We start from the raw sequence: 20,468 nt of genomic DNA, 5'->3' as shown, positions 1-20,468 counted from the left end.
TTTACACGTTTTGCCACCAAAAACTAAAAGACCATCTCTATTATAGAGATAGCCTTAGATTTCTTAGCCTAAAGAATGGTATTGTTCAACAATTAGTTTAAATAAATCATGATCTTGACGCAACTCAGTTATTTCTGTAATAGCTTCATGTAAACCCTTATCTGATATCAGTTGTTGAATTTGAACAGCCTCTTCATCTGTTTTCACGTCATATTTTAATGCTGCAGCAATCGCCTTTGCCAAGTAAACTGGCTGTTGGCCAACGACTTCAATAAACTGCTTCGCTGGTCCAACGAGTCGGTCATTAGGACCCAGTTTCCGAAGGGGCCCTCTACCTACACGCGTCACATCATCAGCCAGATACGTATTTTCAAATCGTTTAATGATTTTTCTAATATAATGTCTGTGTTCTTCTTGCTTAAAGGAATGTTTTTGCGATAATAATAGGCCTGTTTCATTTAATGTTTTTTCTAAAAGCCCTTTGACTTCTTTATTTTCTAACGCTTGGTCAATCGATGGTATGCCATAGTGATAACCGAGATAAGCCGCTACGGCATGACCGGTATTGACGGTGAATAATTTCCTTTCAATATACGGATTCAACGCCTCAACAAACGTGATCCCCTTAATGATCGGCTGCTTTCCAACCAGCATCGACTGATCCACGACCCATTCATAATAAGGCTCCACCATCACTAATAATTTGTCGTCATTAACCTGATTCGGAACAATGCGATCAACCGCTGCATCTGGGAAGCCAATCACTTGATCCATAATTGACTTTTCCGTTTCATCGAGTTGATTATAGACATGTTTCTTCAAGAGTGTACTCCCACCAATTAAGTTCTCGCACGCAATCACATTAAGGGGCGTCTGGTTCGTTTTCACTCTCTCTTGCAGTCCTTCAGTTAACAACTTTGCAATAATCGGTAGAATATTAGGTCCGACAGCCGTTGTAATCAGATCCGCTTTACCGATCGCCTCAATGACCTTCTCTGCCTCAGTCATACTGTTAAGAGCAGAGACATGATTAACTGTGACTTCATCCTTAGATTCGGCCGCTAAGACAACGTTGTATTCATTTCTTTCGTTGAGCAAATCTACGATTTCTTTGTTCACATCTACAAATGTCGTATGATAACCCGCTTCGTTTAATAGCAAACCGATAAAGCCTCTGCCTATGTTTCCGGCACCAAAATGGACAGCTAACATATTAGTTCACTCCTTCGAATAACTCCAAAATCTCCTCAGCAGATGTTGCAGCAACAATTTTCTCTACGTTTTCTTCTTCCGAACAAACAATGGCAATCTGAGAAAGGATATCTAGATGCTCATCTTCTTTTCCTGCTATTCCAATAAGCAATTTCACAACATTACCTGTACCAAACTCGACCCCTTCAGGAACTTGGATAATCGCGATCCCTGATTCATTTACTGATTGTTTTCCTTCTTCTGTACCATGTGGGATGGCAACAAAATTGCCCATATACGTTGACGTTAATTCTTCTCTTTCTAACATTTTATCAATGTAAGATGGTTGAACGTATCCTCGAGCGACTAATAGTTCTCCTGTCATTTTAATGGCATTTTCTTTTGTTTCTACCTTTTGATTTAATTGAATGTTTTCTTTTGATAATACGGGTAATGTCATGATTACACACTCCTAAGTTCGATAGTTTTTTCTTCTATGAATTTCTCTAGTTTGGTTGCAAGATAGGAAGAAATTCTTCCTTCATCCTTTGATTCAAATCGTAATAGGCTAAATTCATCTTCAATGATTAACGCACTAATTTGACTTAGGATTTCTAGGGTGGCCGTAGATACCTCGTTCGGTGAGAGCATAAGTAAAATCGTTTCAACCAATAGATTCGATTGATCCATCGCCTTTATCGAAATTGGCTCGCTTAAGGCGATCACGGTAAACGATGGTTTTAAGACGGCCTGGCTACGTGCATGGTATAACGCCAGTTTCGTATCTGGAATTCCTAAACCACCTACTTGCTCTCTAGCCCTCAAATCAGCTATTACTGTCTTAACGTCCGCAATAATTTTCTGCTCATATAAACGAGCACAAGCTTGTGTCAAAATGGCATTCAAGCTCTTTTCTTCCTTAGATTGAACCACTGTAAAACCCTCTAAAAGAGTGACTACTGTATCAACATAGTCTTTATTTAGTTTTAAGCGATTGAGCGTGTGCTCCTTTTTTGAAAAGGATTCAACGATGAAATCTTCTTCGGTTGAGTCGGCATTGTTTTCTTCATCCTGTTTAGGGTGCTGGGTTAGATATCGTTTAATTTTGTCAACCTCTTCATCCGTTAAAATCGGATTGACGAGGATATACTCGTGCTCCAATTCCGGTATCCGAATGGTCGATAAAATGAGATCATAGTCCGCTTTGTTCATACGATACAACTCAAATAAGGAAACATTACGCACTTCTTTGATCGAAGGCAACTCTCGTTGTAACCTTGTGGCTAGCATTTTCGACGTTCCAATTCCACTGGAACAAACGACTAAGGCTTTAAGAGTGTTTTGCCGGCTCTTACCTAGAAGAACAGATCCAAAATGTAGAACTAAATATCCTATCTCTTCATCCGGCACTTCTAAATCCGTTAATATGACTTGCACCCCATCTTTGACAATGGAAAAAAGCTCTTCATAATCATTTTTAATTTTAGCTAATAAAGGATTCGTAATCCCCATATTTTGCTTGATGCGAAAAATCGCCGGACTTAAGTGTGCCACTAAGCCTTGGAGTAAAGATTGGTTTTCCCTGAGCGACTGACCTGTTCGTTTCTCTACATACTGGATAAGACTTTTAGCTTTTAGTGCAATTTGAAGACTTGTATCCTCTATTAAATATTCTTTGTCGTACCTTAATTTTGCTCCACGCAAATGCATGGTAATATATCCAATTTCAGCTTTAGGGATCTCCGTATGAAAAACCTTTTCTAACTTTCCAATGATCTTTTCTGCTATCTTAAATTCAGGTGTCACTTGAAGTTTTTCTAAATAGGCTTGATCAATAGCGATATTTTCTCCTTGTAATATCCGTTCCATCGCTAAGGCTAAATGCACAACTAAGCCCATATAGGCACTATCGGCAATGGAATAAGGGAGTTCTCTATTGATTTCTTCAATCACTTTTTCAACAATGTGTAAATTACGCTTTTCGACCAACCCTAGTAATCGTTCGGAAATGGAATCCATTTGCGTAGTCGATTTCTTTTGAATGTTTTCTCTAATCAGAGACAAGAGGTCAAATTCATCTACATTTTCAGAGATAATCGTACTCATCGCTTTGCGTTTTGCTGTTTCTTCTCCAGCGATCTCAACGCCATAGCCTCGTTTTCTAATCAAAGAGAGACTTTTATACTTCTGTAATTGCTCTTCTACTTTGTTCAAATCATTGCTGATCGTTGCAATTGTCACATTTAAGTCTTGAGCTAATGCGATCAATTTAACTGGTTCTCTTGCTTCAAGTAGTGTACAAGCAATAATCGTTTGTCTCTCTTCTGGAGAGTATTCATGATGGATTAGATTAAAAAGGAATAACTTTAAATGTTCAACCTGCTCTTTTCCTCCTACGATCTGAATACCTACACCAGACTTCTTAACTAAACTAAGTTGATAGCCTTTTAATATGTCTTCTACACCTTTTAAATCCCGATGAATCGTTCTGACACTTACGTCAATAAAGTCAGCCAGATCTTTCACGGTTATCTCTTCATTTGATGCCAGTAACTTATCGAGTATTTGTCTTTCACGCGCTGTAATATACATTTTTCACCTCAATCCAGTAAAGGATGATGACAAAATTAAACTAACACAGCTCTATTTTTATCATAATCCAAAATTTTTATTGATTCAATCAAACAAAAATGCCTTTTCGTCTATTTCATTGTTGCCATAATTAAATTACAAATGAGGATGACATCGGTTGTGCCATCCTCATTTGTATTATTTTAACTTTTCAATTAACTCATCGTACTTCGGACTATTCAAGAAATTCTCCACTGAGATATGCACGGCTGTTGGTACCTTCGCCATTGCACGATCCGTTAAGTCCTTATGGGTAATGACCACATCTACATCATTTGGAAGGTTATTAATCGATGTATTGGATACATCAATCGTTAAACCTGCTTTTTTTACTTTATTTTTTAGAATGGATGCACCCATTGCGCTTGATCCCATTCCTGCATCACAAGCAAAGATGATTTTGTTGACATTTTCTTTTTTGATTTCATTGTTAACTGCTTTCACTTCTTGATCTTTATTCACTAAAACAGAAGCCCTGCTTTCTTTCCCTTTTAAGGCAGAAGTTTGCTCCGTTGCTTTTGTTAAATCTTCATCACCTGTTAGCTTTGAACCTTTAAGAATAACAGAAGCAATTAAGAATGACACGACCGTTGCTACTACAACACCAGCAATCACTGCGAAGTATCCCCCTCTTGGAGTCATCGCTAGAATAGCAATGATACTTCCTGGTGATGGTGCTGCTACTAAACCACCGTTGAATAATAATAGAGTAAATACACCTGATGCTCCACCTGCAATGGCTGCAATGATAAGTGCAGGCTTCATTAAAATATACGGGAAGTAAATCTCATGAATCCCACCGAAGAAATGAATGATTGTCGCCCCAGGCGCTGTTTGTTTCGCCATTCCTTTACCGAATAACATAAAGGCTAATAGAATCCCTAGGCCTGGTCCTGGGTTTGATTCTAATAAAAATAAGATGGACATTCCTTCTCTAGCTGCTTGTTCAATTCCAATCGGACCTAGAATTCCGTGGTTGATCGCGTTATTTAAGAAAAGTACTTTTGCTGGTTCAATTAAAATACTAGCTAATGGCAATAAGTTGTTTTGAACAAGGAAATTAACTCCAGTAGCCAGTGTTTGGTTTAATGTGTAAACGATCGGCCCAACTCCAACATAAGCAATAAGGGTTAAAGCTCCCCCGATAATCCCTGCTGAAAAGTTGTTAATAAGCATCTCAAAACCAGATTTAACTTTGTTTTCAATCGCTTTATCAAACTTTTTGATAAGGTAACCACCAAGTGGACCCATGATCATAGCACCTAAGAACATTGGAATATCTGCTCCAACAATGACACCCATTGTCGCCGTTGCCCCAACAACCCCACCTCGTACATCGTAGACCATTTTACCACCTGTATAACCGATTAATAATGGTAAAAGGAAGGTAATCATTGGACCTACCAGTTCCGCTAGATTTTCATTTGGTATCCATCCAGTCGGAATAAATAATGCAGTAATAAGCCCCCATGCAATAAAAGCTCCGATATTGGGCATAATCATGCCACTTAAGAAACTACCAAAGCGTTGAATTTTCACTTTGATATTAGAATTAGATTGTTTTGTTTCCATCTTTCTATCTCCCTTCTTATGAGAAGTTCTTTTTGTATTTACTTCTTACATTTATAATAAAGCGGTTTCACCTCAGAATCTATTTATAGAAAAGGTCCTTTTGTCAATCTCATTGTTGCCACTTTTAAAGACTTACATTAAATTGTCCTTTTTTTGTCAAAAGTGGTGGGTAATAGGGGTCTACTGAAGCAATGAGCGGAACCATTGCTTAGTCTTAAGCCTTCTATGAGGGATTTCCTCATAGAAAGCACGCATCGTGTGGAGCCATTGCTACTTCCTCGAATCTGCTAAAAGAAACTTTTTCAGTGGCCTCGGTTACTAGATTTGTCCGTTTCATTAGATTGAATGACCTTCTGGCTGAGGCCCTTGGTTACGCGGACAGAGGATCCGCTATTTATTGAAAATCCTGCTATTTAGGTAATTATACGGACATCAGGTTCGTTATTTGCTAGTTTTCTGCAAAATAGACGGCCAAAAAGACGAAATAGCGGAACGTATGTCCGCCCATCTGCTCCGGGAAGGTTTTTTCAAGTAAATAGCGGAAGCATTGTCCGGCAAATTTTCTAATTCCTCGTTTAACAACTCGTATTTGCTATCACAACCAACTGATTTGACACTGCGTACTCAACATCAACAAAAAGACCAAATCACCTGATTTGGTCTTAAGTAAACGTTTAGTTCTTCCTTTTATCAATTCACTACAATATAAACCGTATCCTCCACCACTTCAACTTCATACTTTTTCACGCAACCAACGTCTGGCGCTTGCACTTGCCCATCCGTCGTACAAATCTTCCAATCGTGAAGGGGACAGAATACATGATCTCCACTTACAATCCCTTCTGAGAGCGGTCCTGCTTTATGTGGGCAACTATTCTCGATCGCAGTTACCTTTCCACTTTTCAATTTAAATAAAGCAATTTCCTCACCTGCTACACTCACTCTTTTTCCAATTCCGACTGTTAAACCTGATAAAGTGGCAACTTCAACTTTGTTTTTTTGATCTACTTTACTCATAATTTCTCTCCCCTCCTATTAAGACAACACTTCAACTTGCTTCTTTTTGAACTCTTGTTGTTTCTCTTCATTCTCAACAATTTCTTTCCAAGGATCTTTACCCGTTGAAAGTGCAAGGTCCATTCTTTCAATTAGCTCTTTTCGGCCAACTTCATCCCGAAGAACGACTTTCTTCATATGTTCTAACCCTACACGCTCTAAGAAGTGAGAAGTACGCTCTAGGTATCTAGCGTTTTCTCTGTAATATTGCATGAAGGCGCTGATTGTATCGATGATTTCTTCTTTTGTTTTCACTTTACAGAACAAGTCTCCACCACGTAGGTCGACCCCTCCGTTTCCACCAACGTAAAGCTCCCAACCTCCGTCTACACCGACAACCCCAAAGTCTTTAATTCCCGATTCTGCGCAGTTACGCGGACAAGCTGATACCGCCATTTTTACTTTATGCGGAGTATTAATGTACTCAAACTTTTTCTCAAGCTCAACCCCAAGTCCAATTGAATCTTGAGTCCCGAAACGGCAGAATTGCTCTCCCACACACGTTTTAACGGTACGTAATGCTTTGGCATAAGCTGAACCTGATCTCATGCCGAGATCACTCCAGACTTTTGGTAGATCTTCCTTTTCGACCCCGAACAAGTCAATCCGTTGTCCTCCTGTTACTTTTAAAAGAGGGACATTGTATTTATCAGCGACATCGGCAATTTTTCGTAATTGGTCGGCATTTGTTACACCACCATACATTCTTGGGACAACCGTGAAGGTGCCGTTATGGTTAATATTTGCGTGAACACGCTCATTAATAAAGCGAGATGTTGGATCATCTGCATTTTTAATCGGGTCAACCATTTTTAAATAATAGTTAATCGCCGGACGACACTTTGAACAGCCTTCGTCTGATTCCCAGCCAAGAACATTCATCACTTCACGCGGATGTGTAAGACCTAACTCACGAATTTCAGCGACAACTTCTTCGTGGGTATGTTCGGTACAGCCACACATTGGTTCTGGTGCATTTCCTACGTCTTCTCCTGTTGTTAACGTTAAGAGATCTGCAATAAGTGGTTTACATCCTCCGCATGAACGTCCAGCTGTCGTACATTGCTTCACTTGTTCAACAGTTGTCAGTCCATTCTCCGTTATCGCTGAGCAAATTGCTCCTTTGGAAATACCGTTACAGTCACAAATGTTATCACTGTCTGCCATTGCTACCACTGGGCTCACTTGCGCTTCTCCACTTTCTGAGGGAAGAAGGGCGACTTTACTCATTCCTGAAATGTCATCACCATTTCTCATCATGCTAAGAAGACGAGTTGAATCAGATGTATCACCAAACAAGACAGCTCCGATGACTTTATTGTCTTGAACGACTACTTTTTTATAAATACCTTCGAACTCATCATGAACGCGAATTGCTTTTGTTTGTTCGCCATCTGTGAACTGGCCCGCTGAAAATACGTTCACACCAGATACCTTTAATTGTGTATAGACAAGTGACCCCTCGTAGCCGTGCTCAAGTGCTTGATTTTCAGAACAGATATGTGCAGCCAATACTTTCCCTTGCTCATAAAGAGGAGCAACGAGTCCATAAGCAATTCCTCTATGCTGGGCACATTCTCCAACTGCGTAGACATTTGGCGCACTTGTTTGCATGAAATCATCTACAACAATCGCTCGTTCGGTTGTTAAACCTGTTTCTTGGGCAAGAGCGACATTAGGCTTAATTCCTACAGCCATCACGACAAGATCCGTTTCAAAACTTGTTCCATCCGTAAACTGGATGCCCTCCACTCGTTTTTTCCCTACAATTTCCTTCGTATTCTTCTGCAGATGGAACGTCATTCCTTGTGCTTCAAGCTCTTCTTTGAGCATCTTTCCTGCTTGCTCATCTAATTGTCTTTCCATGAGGAAATCAGCAATATGAATGACATCGACATGCATATTTAAATTTAATAGACCTCTTGCCGCCTCTAAGCCAAGCAAACCTCCACCTATAACAACAGCCTTTTTGTACTTCTTAGACGTTTCAATCATCGTCTCACAGTCTTTAATGTTACGGAATGCGATGACGCCCTCTTTATCAGCACCTGGAAGAGGCAGCATGAAAGGATTGGATCCTGTTGCAAAAATCAATTTATCATAAGATCGTTCGATCCCTTTTTGGCTATAAACAACTTGCTTATTTGTATCGACTTTAACGATTGGGTCCCCTGTTAGCAATTCAATATGGTTTTCTTCGTACCATTCATAGCTATTTAACACAATGTCATCCACCGTAGAGTCCCCTTGTAAAACAGACGATAACATGATGCGGTTGTAATTGGGATGAGGCTCTTCACCAAATACGGTTACATCAAAGCGCGTCGGATCTTTCTTCAAAATCTCCTCTATTGTACGAATACCAGCCATTCCATTTCCAATCAATACGAGTTTCTCTGCCACAAAAAATCTCTCCTTTTTATCCATCTTTGTATTTATGCTCAAACATCGCACGAGATTAACTTTCTTTTGCCAACACCGCGACTTCTTGATAATCTTCTATCAACTCTGTTACATTCGCTGTTTCTATATATCTATCAACCGGAATGTTATTTTCCTCTAATAAGAGACTTGCTTCTTTTCCTATACAAAATATAGTTACCTGTTCAACCACTTTCTCTTTTGAACTATTCGTTAATTCAAGAAATTTTAAAAACTGGCTAACGTCTTTTCGAGTTGTAAATAAGAGCGTGTTCACATGCTGTTCATCTAACAATCGATTAAAAGCTTCACTGTCTTTTTGCGCTACTTTCGAAAAGCTCAATATTAGCTCTTTAGCCGTTTGAGCACCATCAACTCTTACATTCTCAATTTCTAAATCCCCACCTACTAGCATTGGTTGATGCAACAAAACATCATCGACAAGACGAGATTGGATTCCTACCATCTGTAAAACGGATTGAACGGCTTCGTCTTTTGAAAGAATAGAAGAATGTATTTTGCGAAGATCCAAACCTTGTTCACCAAGGGCCTTTAAAAAGGTAAATACACTCCTTGGAGAAAGCAAGATAAGCTGCTGCCGTTTGCTAGAAACTAGTTTTAGTTGTTCAAATATCTCTTCTGGCAGAGGATCACGCTCTGTTAATAAGTTGTGTTCAAATACATCTGCACCATGCTTCTTTAAGCTTGTAACCAATTCTTTATTCGTGTCTTCTTTCGACGGAATTAAAAAACTCTTTCCTGATAATACTCGGTTATCAAACCAAGCTAACTTCTCTCGTAGTTTTACAACATCCCCAACTATGATGATCGCTGGGTTTGTTATGTTTGCCTGCTCAACTTTGTTAGCTATCGTTGCAAGAGACCCATCAACCGTCCTCTGTTTGCTGTATGTCCCCCATTGAACAACCAATACTGCGGTTTCTTTTGCTTTACCATTTTTCATTAACTCTGTCGTAATCGTCTTTAGGTGTTTGATCCCCATATAAAATACGATCGTTTCTACTCCCTTTGCTAAGTGGTTCCAGTTGATATTCGGTGTGCCATCATCTCGGCTCCCATGTCCCGTCACAACCGCAAATGACTTCGAATGTTTTCTGTGGGTAATCGGTACACCTGAGTACATGGTCGCCGCAATCCCTGCTGTAATTCCAGGGATGATTTCATAATCAATTTGGTGCTCTGCTAGTAACTCAGCTTCTTCTCCGACTCTGCCGAATACAGCTGGATCCCCACCTTTTAACCTTACAACTGTCTTTCCTTTTCTAGCATGAATGAGTATCTCTCTCTGTATATCCTCTTGTCTTAGCGTGTGCTTACATGGCTGTTTCCCACAATAGATTAACTTCGCGTCATCTTTTATATCTGTTAACAAAAAAGGATTAATTAATCGATCAAAAATGACTACATCGGCCTGCTGCAAAGCCCGTTTTCCCTTTATCGTAATTAAATCGACATCCCCCGGACCAGCCCCTACAAAGTAGACCATTCCACTACTCATTAATCACTCCCCCTTTGTTACTCAAATCTTAAAGAATTATTTGAATTATATGTTTTATCCTAAACCAACATATGAGATACATGTTATAAACTGTTAAGTTATCTAACATGGTTTTTCATTTAAGCTTCTGTAAATCCTTAAGTATCAGCATTTATCCTTTACGGTTATTCTTTCTAAGAAGTTCTAAATCTCTAGAAACATCAGGTATCATTATGAAGCGAAAGCGTGTATAGGGGGATAATCGTTTAAATTTGTATTCCTTTAATGAGAGTGGCAAATCTTTGTTCACTTATAGGATAGGAGACTAATGTTTCTTCAACTGAAATATTCCCTCTTATATGAAGTCACACTCTCATCTCCTATTCAAAATAAAAACACTGTTAAGTTTCCTTCCCTGTTTCATGACAATACGAGAAACTAGTGCAAATATATAAGGTGTATTAGAAATACCCTTTTGAGAACTCAGAAATGTTTTAGACTTTGTTCTTATTCCTCGTTGAGCTTGATGAATTTTACATTTTAAAAAAGCATGTCATATTTCTTATCATGAAGACAGACAATGATGAATCAATCATGTAAAAATGAAAACTGTATCTTAAATACCTGTTTTGAAGATCGCTAAGAAAGATCTACCTATCTACCCGAATATCAGAAAAATCAAATATTTAAAAATAGTCTCATATTAAAAAGGAGTGTTATTTATGACAGTGTCAGACATTTTCAAATTTAAAAATGAACGTATTAAGGTTTTGCATTTTACTTGGTTTGCCTTTTTTGTTTCTTTCTTTGCTTGGTATAGTATGGCTCCTCTAGCGACAACCATGATGGATGATATGGGTTGGTTAACACCTCAGCACATTGCTGCTCTTGGAATCTGTAACGTAGTTCTAACTATTCCTGCTCGAATTATCATCGGTTCGTTATTAGATAAATACGGTCCAAGAATTGTTTACTCTGGATTGTTAATCACGATGTCGATTCCCGCTATTACCTTTGCTTTCGGTGATACTTGGGCACAATTAATGGTTTCGCGTTTGATCCTGGGTAGTATTGGTGCTAGTTTTGTTATTGGGATTCGTATGGTTGCGGAATGGTTCCCTCCTAAAAATGTTGGGTTTGCAGAAGGAATTTATGGTGGTTGGGGAAATTTCGGTTCTGCTGCGGCTGCCATGTTATTACCTTGGTTTGCTCTTACTCTACTTGGTGGAGATAACGGATGGAGATATGCTCTTGCCTTTACAGGGGTAATCTGCTTTGTATACGGGATTATTTATTACATTTTTGTTAGAGATACTCCAGAAGGAAAGGCACTAGTGAAGCCGAAAAAAGCGTCAGCTCTTGAAGTTAGTAGCTGGGGTGACCTAGCTCAACTGATTGCTTGGACGATTCCTCTTGGCGGTGCGCTAGCTGTTAGTGCATGGAGGTTGGAAGGACTTGGGTTTATTTCAAATGAAATCTTGTACGTCGTCTATGCCACTATCATTCTAGTTGTTATTTATCAGATTTATAACATCTTAAAGGTTAATGTACCAAGGCTTAAAGACGGTGTTCCTGAAGAAGACAAATATAAGTTTAAGAATGTTGGAGCTTTAAATAGTACGTATTTTGCAAACTTTGGGGCTGAACTAGCCATCATCTCTATGTTGCCGATGTTCTTTCAGCTAACCTTTTCACTCTCAGCTGCTCAAGCTGGGCTGATTGCCTCTTCCTTCGCTTTTGTTAACTTAGTCGCTCGTCCATTAGGTGGCGTTCTATCAGACCGAATGGGCAGTCGTCGTAATGTGATGCTTGTGTATATGTTTGGTATTTCCATTGGTCTCGTTTTAATGGGCTTAATGAACTCTAGTTGGCCTTTAGTATTAGCTATTGCTATTACCGTTTTAACATCCATGTTTATCCAAGGTGCAGAAGGAGCCACTTTTGCTGTCATTCCTATGATCAAGAAACGGGTAACAGGCCAAATTGCTGGTATGTCTGGCGCTTACGGGAATGTGGGTGCAACGATTTATTTAACACTTTATACATTTGTTACACCACAGCAATTCTTCTTTATCTTAGCCGCAGGAGCATTCGCGAGCTTTGTTATCTGTTACTTTACTCTAGAAGAACCGAAAAACTCATTCGAAGATGAATACTATTTAACAGATGCTGAGCTAAAGCAACAAGCTGATGCCGATTTAGAGCTTGCGAGGCAAACACTTGAAAGAAAAGCTCAATAATAATTTTAAGAAACCTAGCTTAGATGAGCCTAAGCTAGGTTTCTAATATTAAGATATAAGTTGATCTCTATACATCTTTATTCGATTATTTTGCTAGTTGCTTCAATTAGAAAAATAAGCAACTTTGTTGAAGAAACCCAGTTAGCCAACCCGTTTATAATCTGTTCGAGCAGAAGGAAGGATTTCAGATACTGCGTACATTTTCATCTACTCTAAACGAAGTTGAATGCTCAATTCAACGATCTATCTACAAAATCGTTTTAGCCAATTGGATTGGTACTATTTCATTTTTTTACATATAGCGTTAACCTGACTTTAAAATTGAAATGTTCACTTAGCAGCTTATACTGAGCAAATACATCTGGTCCACAACTAGCGAACAAAGCCCAGGTTGTTTATACTCAATGGTTAACGTGATCTGATCTTCCTCATTAAAATCATAAGAATGTTTCGCCTGATCGAACTGTTTTGTAGAATAATAGTGAGCACTAAAATCAAAACTAAGACATTCCAGGCGCCAGTCCCCCTTCCCCATTTGCATTCGTAAACGATGCCCATCTCACTTTCGAAAATTCGATTTTCACCTTCAATCTATGAAGATTAAAAATCTAAATAGATGTAAAAAAGCCAACCCTAATGGTTGGCTTTATACATTATTCACTTAGCAACTGGACTAATCTTAACCGCACTTACCTTAAACCCTGGCATCCTACAGGTAGGATCTAGCTTCTTAGAAACGAGTCGATTAACATTTTGCGAATCCGCCCAGTGAAAAGGCACAAATACTGTGTCCTTTCGAATCGTTTGAGAACACTTGCTTCGAACGATGATACTGCCTCTTCGCGATTCAATTTTTACAAGGGTATGATCCTTAATCTGATATTTTTCTGCTGTTGAAGGGTGAATCTCCATATAAGATTCAAAATCCCTCGCTGCAAGAGTGGAGCTCTTTCTTGTTTGTACTCCCGTTAAATAATGAGACATGACTCGTCCTGTCGTTAAATACAGTGGAAAGTCCTGAGTTGGTTTTTCTTTAGGGATTTCTGGTGTGTTCGTAACGACAACCATCGCTGCTTTTTTATCAGCATGGGCAAATTCAGCCTCAAACAATCGCTTCGTTCCTGGATGATTCTCATCCGGACAAGGCCACAAGATTCCCTTTTCTTTTCTCAACCGATCATACGTAATTCCTGAATAGTCGGCTAATCCTCCTTTGGTTGCAACTCGCAACTCATTGAAAACCTCTTCTGGAGAAGAAAACGAAAAATACTCTCCTTTTCCTAGCACATTTGCAATCTCACAAATAATTTGCCAGTCATGCTTAGCTTCCCCCCGAACTGGAAAACTCGCTTCACGTAATGTTACACGCCCTTCCACATTCGTCATCGTCCCAGGAGTCTCGAGATAAGAAGTTGTTGGTAAAATGAGGTCTGCTAATCTCGCAGTCTCTGAAACAAACATATCGACAGCAACAAAAAAATCTAGTTTTTCAATCGCTTGTTTAACAAACTCCGCACTTGGATTGGAAACGACCGGGTTTGAACACATGAGAAATAACCCCTTAATTTCTCCTTCATCCATTTTTTCAATCATCTCAAAAGCAGAGACTCCCTTTCTCGGGAGGTCCGCTTCGTTGATTCCCCACACATCCGCAATATAGTTTCGGTGTCCCTCATTTTCAATTGAACGGTACCCCGGCAGTTGGTCTGCTTTTTGTCCGTGTTCCCTTGCCCCTTGACCATTTCCTTGCCCTGTCACTGCTCCAAAACCTGAATATTTCTTTCCTATTTTTCCAGTTACCAAAAGGATATTTAAGAAATTACGAACAGAAGTTGATCCATCTGTTTGTTGTTCGACTCCCCTTGCCGTGAAGATCATTCCTGATTCTTCTTTTCCAAATACCGTCGCTGCTTTAATGATGTGCTCGGCTGGAACCCCTGTTAACTCAGCGATCTCCTCTAAGTCTAGTGTTGATACATAGTCTCTGACTTCCTCAAATCCATTTACGCGCTCTTCAATAAAGGATAGGTCCGTTAACTCTTCTTCTATGATGACTTTTAATAACCCATTTGCTAATGCAGCATCCATACCTGGTTTTACTTTCAAGTGTAAATCAGCCATTTTAGTCGTTGCCGTTTCGCGCGGGTCAATCGCAATGATAAACGATCCGTTTTCTTTGGCCCTTTCAAAATAAGGCATAATGGTCGGCTGGCATTCGGCCACATTTGTTCCTGCTAATACAATGCACCTTGAGTGAGGAATCTCTTGAATCGTATTCGTAAATCCTCGGTCCATCCCAAAGGTCTGAGCAGCCGCTGAAGCCGCAGCAGACATACACAAGCGTCCGTTGTAATCAATGTATTTCGTTTCAAGAGCTACCCGAGCAAACTTGCCAAGTAAATAGGCTTCTTCATTCGTAATGGTCGCACTGCCGTAGACAGATAAGGCATGTTTTCCATGCTTCTCTTGAATGTCCGTAAATTTCTCTTTAATAAGTTGGTATGCTTCTTCCCACGAGATTTGCTTAAACTCACCATCCACTTTGAGTAACGGGTGCTTGATTCGCTCATTATGAACGGCATGCTGATGGGCATTTAACCCTTTTATACATAAGCGTCCTTCTGAAGTTGGATTGTCTTTACCAACAGTTAGGTACTTTTTTCTCGTTACAGTTGATTGTTCAATGAGCTGCATTTTGCACTGCATGCTACAAAAAGGGCACTGTGTCTCATAGATTTTCTCTGTTTGCGCTTCTTGTTGCTTCGTTCGGAAATATCTTAATAACATCTCTGTCATGAGGACCATCCTTTACTTGCTTATTTGGTTAGAATCCAAAGGGACTATTTACATATGATTAGCCAAGACTTTTTTATAAGAATGAGTATCAAGTTCTAATCGATTAATTAATTGCTGTCTCAATTCAAAATCAAATAAAACTTCTCTAATATGCAGTAAGTTGACGCGATCGATCCACTCCCAAGAACGTTCCGAGAATTTCGCAGTCTCACGGTAATATTGGATAAAGCCGATAATCATATCAAATACTTCTTGCTCTGAATCTGCCACTGAGAGCAACTGAGCTGGTCGTACATTTCGTCCACTGCTGCCGCCGACGTAGATTTCCCATCCACGATCAAATTGAATCACACCAATATCCTTGGTCGTAGAACCTGCTCCGTTATGCATACAAGCAGATACACCCATTTTAATTCGGTAAGGAGTTGTTAAATAATCCGTTTTCTTCTCTAGATCTATCGCTAGCTTAAGTGCTTGGTGTTTATCACATGTACATACGGTTTCTCCAATACATGTTTTAATATTCTGAACGGTGTTTCCATACGTACTGCTTAGAGGAAGATCAAGTTCTTTCCATATGGATTCAAGATCTTCTTTTTGAATGCCCATTAATGTGACTCTTTGTTCACTCGTTATGGCAACCTGTGGAAGTTGATATTGATCGACTATATTCGCAATCTTGCGAAGTTCTTCCGCATTTGTTAAGCCACCATACATTTGTGGGGTTAACGAGTACGTTCCATCACTTTGAAGAGTTGCGTTCATTCGTTCATTGATAAATAACGATGTTTGTTTCACTTCGTATTCTGGGTAAATCATTCCTAGATAATATTGCAGGGCCGGTTTACAGGTAGAGCATCCTTCTGCTTTAAGCCAACCGAGTTCTGTCATGACTTCTTGTACAGATCTTAAATTTCTTATTTGCATTTCAGCGACAATTTCTTCATCCGTTAATGTTGTACAGGAACAAAGGGTTTCCTTTTCAATGACCTCATCAAAATCCTCACTCTGAATATAAGCTAATAAATCGGTTACTAATGGCTTACACCCACCACAGGCACTTGAGGCCTTAGTACATTTTTTTACGTCCTCTACTGTTGATAGTCCTTGCATTTGGCAAGCTTCTATAATCGTTCCTTTCGTCACTCCATTACAGTTACAAATTAAGTCTGTGTGTTCCATCACCGCAACTTGAGAGCCATTCGGATCCGTTGGTTGCAAAATCAGTGCTTTTTCTTCATCTGTGATGACTTTTTGTTTACTAATGATATCTAGGAGCCTATTGCCTGACTTCGTGTCACCAAATAAAACCGATCCGATCACCTTTTCATCTTTTAGGACGATTTTTTTATAAATTCCAGCTAACTCGTCATAATGAGTAATCGTTTTCGTTGTTTCATCCCCTAAGAAATCTCCTACAGAAAAGACATCCACACCTGATATTTTTAATTGAGTGGAAAGAGTCGAACCGCTATATCTTTCTGACTCCATCTTACAAATATGTTTAGCTAGTACTCTTCCTTGTTCATATAATGGCTTAACAAGCCCATAAACGGTTCCACGATGTTCCACGCATTCCCCAACAGCATAAATATCTGGGACACTCGTTTGTAAAAAGTCATCGACTAAAATGGCCCGGTTTGTATCAATTCCACTGTCCTTGGCTACTTGAACATTCGGCCTTACACCAACGGCCATGATAACAGCATCTGCTTTGACGACCGTACCGTCTTTAAAACGTAAACCTTCTACCTGAGTTCCACCGATGATCTCATCCGTCGCTTTTTCTAATAAAAAGTTCATCCCTTGTTTTTCCAGTTCGAGTTGGAGCATTTTCGATGCCGTTGGGTCCAGTTGCCTTTCCATCAAATGTTCAGCAATATGAACAACATCTACTTCCATGCCGAGGTTAAGTAAACCCCTTGCAGCTTCCAACCCCAATAAACCTCCACCAATGACAACCGCTTTTTTATGATTTTGTGAAATTTCAATAATTTTCTGACAATCTTCTATCGTCCGAAAGTTAATAACCCCTTTTTTATCTGCTCCAGGTACTGGAAGAACGAACGGAACTGATCCTGTTGCAAAAATTAATTTGTCATAAGTGACCTTTCTATCTTGATCTGTCAAAATCACTTTGTTCATTGTATCTACTTTTATCACAGTTTCGCCCGTATACAACTGAATGTTATTTTCTTCATACCACGATCTGTCATTTATTGTGATATCTTCTACCTTTGTAGCTCCTTGTAAAACCGTAGACAGTAAAATACGATTATAGTTATAGTGCCGTTCACTTCCAAACACGGTGATATCAAAGGCGTTAGGCTGATTCTTTAAGATTTCTTCAATACAATTGATTCCTGCCATCCCGTTTCCAATTAAGACTAGTTTTTGCTTTTCCATTTTAGAACCCCCCCAGACCATCTTTAACAAACCATTTATATGACTGCGAATTCCGCACAGTTTTAAAAGCTATATACTATTTACCGCTTTTCAATAATTACATCAGTTTCATTCTATCGAACATTAGTTAAAAAAAACATTTCTATGTCAGATGTGATGACATAGAAATGTTTTTTTGTGACCCAGATTAGTGATTTTGTACAATACAAAAAGGCTAACCGTTCTTTTCTGGTTAACCGACTTTTTGTATTAATTAGAAAGATTTATTAAAGAAAGTCCGTTATTAACTGATTGATCAATTGTGGTCGTTCGATGTGAACCCAGTGAGTGGCATCTATCATAATCAATTGTACATTCCTACAAAGCTTGGAACTCTCTTCTGCGAGGTCAAGAGATAAAAAGGAATCACGATTTCCCCAAATAATTAACACCGGTGCTTCGATATTTGAATGAACCACTTGACCTAAAGTCCCTTTGCGCATAGCTCTATACCAATTAAGCATCGAACATAAGCCACCTGGTTGCTCCCATGAAGTTTGATAATGGTTTAACTCTTCTTTTGTAAATGCTCCAGTTTTACTCGTCAGTACTAACAGCTTTTTTACGAGTGTAAAATCATTTGCGCCAAACAAACGTTCCGGTAGGATTGGGATCTGAAAAAAAAGCATATATAAACTTTTAATCCACTGTAACGGTAAATAGTTGGCCCAGTTTTTCATGACAGCAGGATGTGGACAACTCATCACAACTAATTTCTCGACATATTGCGGCTGACTTGAAGCCAGATGCCATGCAACGATCCCGCCCCAGTCATGCCCAATAAGGACCGCTTTATCCCGCTCAAAGTATCTAATCAACCCAATTACATCATCTCTTAATAAGTCAAGTTGATAATTGGCTGCTCCCCTCGGCTTCTGGCTTAAATTGTAACCACGTTGATCAGGGATAACTACCCGGTATCCCGCTTCTACTAATGGTTCAACTTGATGCCTCCAACCATACCAAAACTCCGGAAAACCGTGCAGCAAAATAACAAGACGACCAGACTTTGGACCTACTACTGCTGTATGTAAAATAACGCCATTCGTTTGTATAAAAGTAAATTCAAAATTGCTCATTACGCTTCCTCCTACATATAGATAGGTTTCATCCGAAATTAAATTATGGTATAGTTTTAAAAAAGGAGGTCTTTCTATGAATCCGACCGAATGGAAATTAAGTACGAACAAGGGACAGGTTACCATACAAGGACAAAAACTTACTCTTTTTCAACAATGTAAAATCATTGAGTGCTGTGGATCAGACGATCAACAATACTTGCTTTTCTTTTATAAAAATCAATTTTTAGCTGTACAGCCTCTAGTTAAATATGCTCCTAAATCCTTTTTAGGACTTGTTGAAAAAAAGGGTTATCATTTGTCTGCATCCCATCTTCTCTTTTCTCAATTACTTCCCACTTCGTCCACATTAAAACTGACACCTATTCATCAAATACTAGCTAAAATTAAAAAATGCCGTTCACCTGAAGAGACCACTCTTATTTTCTCCTATTTCGATTCTTACATTCCCTCTGATCAACTTGAGGAGCTCCTTAAAGACGTTTTTTTTACTTATCGTCGTAACGGGAAATTACTAGCCGCTTTCCGACTTGCCAAGATTTTAATATCTAGAGGATACAAACAAAATTGGTTGATCTCGACGATCAAACACCCAGACTATGCAAATGTTTCTAAAACCTATCAAACCTCTCTCTCTAACCTTCTTACCACAGATCCAATCTATGTAGAACAACAATGTTTCCTTCAATTACCTACACATCACAACCTTTTAATGACTCTCTACTCTGAACAAAAGCGACCAACTGATGCCATTATCATCCTAACAAATCAGTGGCTCCAACACCAAAACGATGGAACTTACTCAGACCTAATCCAATTTGTATCGACTCAAATGGCTGATCGCGAAGTTTTATTATTCCTTCACTCCCTTCTTCCATATGCAACAACTCATTTTGGCTTTTTTCAAGACGTATATAAACGTCTGATTCATAAACATGATTATAAAAGTGCGACCAAGCTACTGTTTACTTACTCATTCCCACTTTCACATACAGAAACGGATCAGTTTTCGAATTTATTAGAACACGTCACACTCACTTCTTCAGACCTTACGTTAGAAAAGATGGCAAAGAGGTTATTTCCCTTACTAGATAAGCACCCTCTTATCGTAGACAAATTCCTTCAGGCAGCACTCCCAGAACTCCTAAACCATCACAGTCTGTCTGAGATTCATCTTTGGTTACAACCAATACAAACTCAAAAGGAGCTACCTATTGTAAAGAAAGTTAGTGAGATGGTTGATTTGATGAACGACTCTGACCACCAGTTCAATCTTGGGATCCATTACTATGATTTAAAACAATATGAACATGCCATTGATTGCTTTAATTGGGAAATGGAATTAAATCCGAACCAAATAGAACCGATTCAATGGCTCGCAAAAACGTATCGCAAGCTCGGAAAGCTAGAAGAAGTGGAAACTTACCATTCACTCCTGTCACAAATTCAGCGGTCTTCATAATGTTATTGACAATGTTTTTTGACTAGAAATTGACAGGCTTAGTTGTCCAAACTTTGCTTGATTTTCTGACCAAGAAA

At 39.1% G+C, this 20,468-nt stretch carries 13 protein-coding genes; 2 read left to right on the top strand and 11 right to left on the bottom strand.

Annotation, left to right across the window (positions count from 1 at the left end):
• Positions 1 to 63 precede the first annotated feature (63 nt).
• From PQ474_RS20455 to cobA, 7 genes are all read right to left on the bottom strand, one after another.
• Positions 64 to 1,212 (bottom strand): mannitol-1-phosphate 5-dehydrogenase, encoded by a 1,149-nt coding sequence (locus tag PQ474_RS20455; RefSeq protein WP_273847322.1) that lies wholly within the window; start codon positions 1,210 to 1,212, stop codon positions 64 to 66.
• Between the two features lies 1 nt (position 1,213).
• Positions 1,214 to 1,651: a PTS mannitol transporter subunit IIA gene (locus PQ474_RS20450; RefSeq protein ID WP_273847320.1), complete on the bottom strand. Its 438-nt coding sequence runs from the start codon at positions 1,649 to 1,651 to the stop codon at positions 1,214 to 1,216.
• Between the two features lie 2 nt (positions 1,652 to 1,653).
• Positions 1,654 to 3,783 carry a BglG family transcription antiterminator gene (locus PQ474_RS20445; RefSeq protein ID WP_273847318.1) on the bottom strand — a complete coding sequence of 710 codons (2,130 nt, stop codon included), beginning with the start codon at positions 3,781 to 3,783 and terminating at the stop codon, positions 1,654 to 1,656.
• A 177-nt stretch (positions 3,784 to 3,960) separates the two neighbouring features.
• The gene (locus PQ474_RS20440; RefSeq protein ID WP_273847316.1) at positions 3,961 to 5,394 is read right to left on the bottom strand and encodes a PTS mannitol transporter subunit IIBC; all 1,434 of its coding nucleotides are present in this window, start codon (positions 5,392 to 5,394) and stop codon (positions 3,961 to 3,963) included.
• A 690-nt stretch (positions 5,395 to 6,084) separates the two neighbouring features.
• Positions 6,085 to 6,411: a nitrite reductase small subunit NirD gene (nirD, locus tag PQ474_RS20435; protein ID WP_273847314.1), complete on the bottom strand. Its 327-nt coding sequence runs from the start codon at positions 6,409 to 6,411 to the stop codon at positions 6,085 to 6,087.
• Between the two features lie 18 nt (positions 6,412 to 6,429).
• Positions 6,430 to 8,877, bottom strand: coding sequence for a nitrite reductase large subunit NirB (gene nirB / locus PQ474_RS20430; RefSeq protein ID WP_390186805.1), 2,448 nt, complete (start codon positions 8,875 to 8,877; stop codon positions 6,430 to 6,432).
• Between the two features lie 31 nt (positions 8,878 to 8,908).
• Positions 8,909 to 10,390 carry a uroporphyrinogen-III C-methyltransferase gene (cobA, locus tag PQ474_RS20425; RefSeq protein WP_273847308.1) on the bottom strand — a complete coding sequence of 494 codons (1,482 nt, stop codon included), beginning with the start codon at positions 10,388 to 10,390 and terminating at the stop codon, positions 8,909 to 8,911.
• 701 nt (positions 10,391 to 11,091) lie between these two features.
• Between cobA and PQ474_RS20420 the strand changes: the two genes are divergently transcribed.
• Positions 11,092 to 12,609 carry a NarK family nitrate/nitrite MFS transporter gene (locus PQ474_RS20420; RefSeq protein WP_273847305.1) on the top strand — a complete coding sequence of 506 codons (1,518 nt, stop codon included), beginning with the start codon at positions 11,092 to 11,094 and terminating at the stop codon, positions 12,607 to 12,609.
• A 334-nt stretch (positions 12,610 to 12,943) separates the two neighbouring features.
• On the opposite strand, the gene PQ474_RS26660 is transcribed toward PQ474_RS20420, so the two are convergent.
• The 4 genes from PQ474_RS26660 to PQ474_RS20405 all read right to left on the bottom strand — a co-directional run bounded on the left by PQ474_RS26660 (position 12,944) and on the right by PQ474_RS20405 (position 18,929).
• Positions 12,944 to 13,144, bottom strand: coding sequence for a beta-galactosidase small subunit-related protein (locus tag PQ474_RS26660; RefSeq protein ID WP_390186803.1), 201 nt, complete (start codon positions 13,142 to 13,144; stop codon positions 12,944 to 12,946).
• Positions 13,145 to 13,266: 122 nt separating this feature from the next.
• Positions 13,267 to 15,405 carry an assimilatory nitrate reductase catalytic subunit NasC gene (nasC, locus tag PQ474_RS20415; protein ID WP_273847303.1) on the bottom strand — a complete coding sequence of 713 codons (2,139 nt, stop codon included), beginning with the start codon at positions 15,403 to 15,405 and terminating at the stop codon, positions 13,267 to 13,269.
• A 48-nt stretch (positions 15,406 to 15,453) separates the two neighbouring features.
• Positions 15,454 to 17,811, bottom strand: a complete 2,358-nt coding sequence (gene nirB, locus PQ474_RS20410; protein ID WP_273847301.1) for a nitrite reductase large subunit NirB — start codon at positions 17,809 to 17,811, stop codon at positions 15,454 to 15,456.
• A gap of 266 nt (positions 17,812 to 18,077) precedes the next feature.
• Positions 18,078 to 18,929, bottom strand: a complete 852-nt coding sequence (locus PQ474_RS20405) for an alpha/beta fold hydrolase (RefSeq protein WP_273847298.1) — start codon at positions 18,927 to 18,929, stop codon at positions 18,078 to 18,080.
• A 76-nt stretch (positions 18,930 to 19,005) separates the two neighbouring features.
• Here PQ474_RS20405 and PQ474_RS20400 point away from each other — a divergent pair, with 76 nt between their 5' ends.
• On the top strand, positions 19,006 to 20,391 hold the full coding sequence (locus tag PQ474_RS20400; protein WP_273847296.1) for a tetratricopeptide repeat protein: 1,386 nt from the start codon (positions 19,006 to 19,008) through the stop codon (positions 20,389 to 20,391).
• Positions 20,392 to 20,468: the final 77 nt, after the last annotated feature.

This window comes from Halalkalibacter alkalisediminis, assembly GCF_028610705.1.
GTDB lineage: Bacteria > Bacillota > Bacilli > Bacillales > Bacillaceae_D > Halalkalibacter > Halalkalibacter alkalisediminis.
The sequence above is the reverse complement of the archived record's forward strand: the minus strand, read 5'-3'. Positions and strand labels throughout refer to the sequence as shown.

What these genes read in the sequence shown, in the direction of transcription:
- nirB (WP_390186805.1), bottom strand. Translation starts at nt 8,877, where the DNA reads ATGGATAAAAAGGAGAGATTTTTTGTGGCAGAGAAACTCGTATTGATT.
- PQ474_RS20420 (WP_273847305.1), top strand. Translation starts at nt 11,092, where the DNA reads ATGACAGTGTCAGACATTTTCAAATTTAAAAATGAACGTATTAAGGTT.
- PQ474_RS26660 (WP_390186803.1), bottom strand. Translation starts at nt 13,144, where the DNA reads ATGGGGAAGGGGGACTGGCGCCTGGAATGTCTTAGTTTTGATTTTAGT.
- nirD (WP_273847314.1), bottom strand. Translation starts at nt 6,411, where the DNA reads ATGAGTAAAGTAGATCAAAAAAACAAAGTTGAAGTTGCCACTTTATCA.
- PQ474_RS20455 (WP_273847322.1), bottom strand. Translation starts at nt 1,212, where the DNA reads ATGTTAGCTGTCCATTTTGGTGCCGGAAACATAGGCAGAGGCTTTATC.
- nirB (WP_273847301.1), bottom strand. Translation starts at nt 17,811, where the DNA reads ATGGAAAAGCAAAAACTAGTCTTAATTGGAAACGGGATGGCAGGAATC.
- PQ474_RS20405 (WP_273847298.1), bottom strand. Translation starts at nt 18,929, where the DNA reads ATGAGCAATTTTGAATTTACTTTTATACAAACGAATGGCGTTATTTTA.
- PQ474_RS20400 (WP_273847296.1), top strand. Translation starts at nt 19,006, where the DNA reads ATGAATCCGACCGAATGGAAATTAAGTACGAACAAGGGACAGGTTACC.
- nasC (WP_273847303.1), bottom strand. Translation starts at nt 15,405, where the DNA reads ATGACAGAGATGTTATTAAGATATTTCCGAACGAAGCAACAAGAAGCG.
- cobA (WP_273847308.1), bottom strand. Translation starts at nt 10,390, where the DNA reads ATGAGTAGTGGAATGGTCTACTTTGTAGGGGCTGGTCCGGGGGATGTC.
- PQ474_RS20445 (WP_273847318.1), bottom strand. Translation starts at nt 3,783, where the DNA reads ATGTATATTACAGCGCGTGAAAGACAAATACTCGATAAGTTACTGGCA.
- PQ474_RS20440 (WP_273847316.1), bottom strand. Translation starts at nt 5,394, where the DNA reads ATGGAAACAAAACAATCTAATTCTAATATCAAAGTGAAAATTCAACGC.
- PQ474_RS20450 (WP_273847320.1), bottom strand. Translation starts at nt 1,651, where the DNA reads ATGACATTACCCGTATTATCAAAAGAAAACATTCAATTAAATCAAAAG.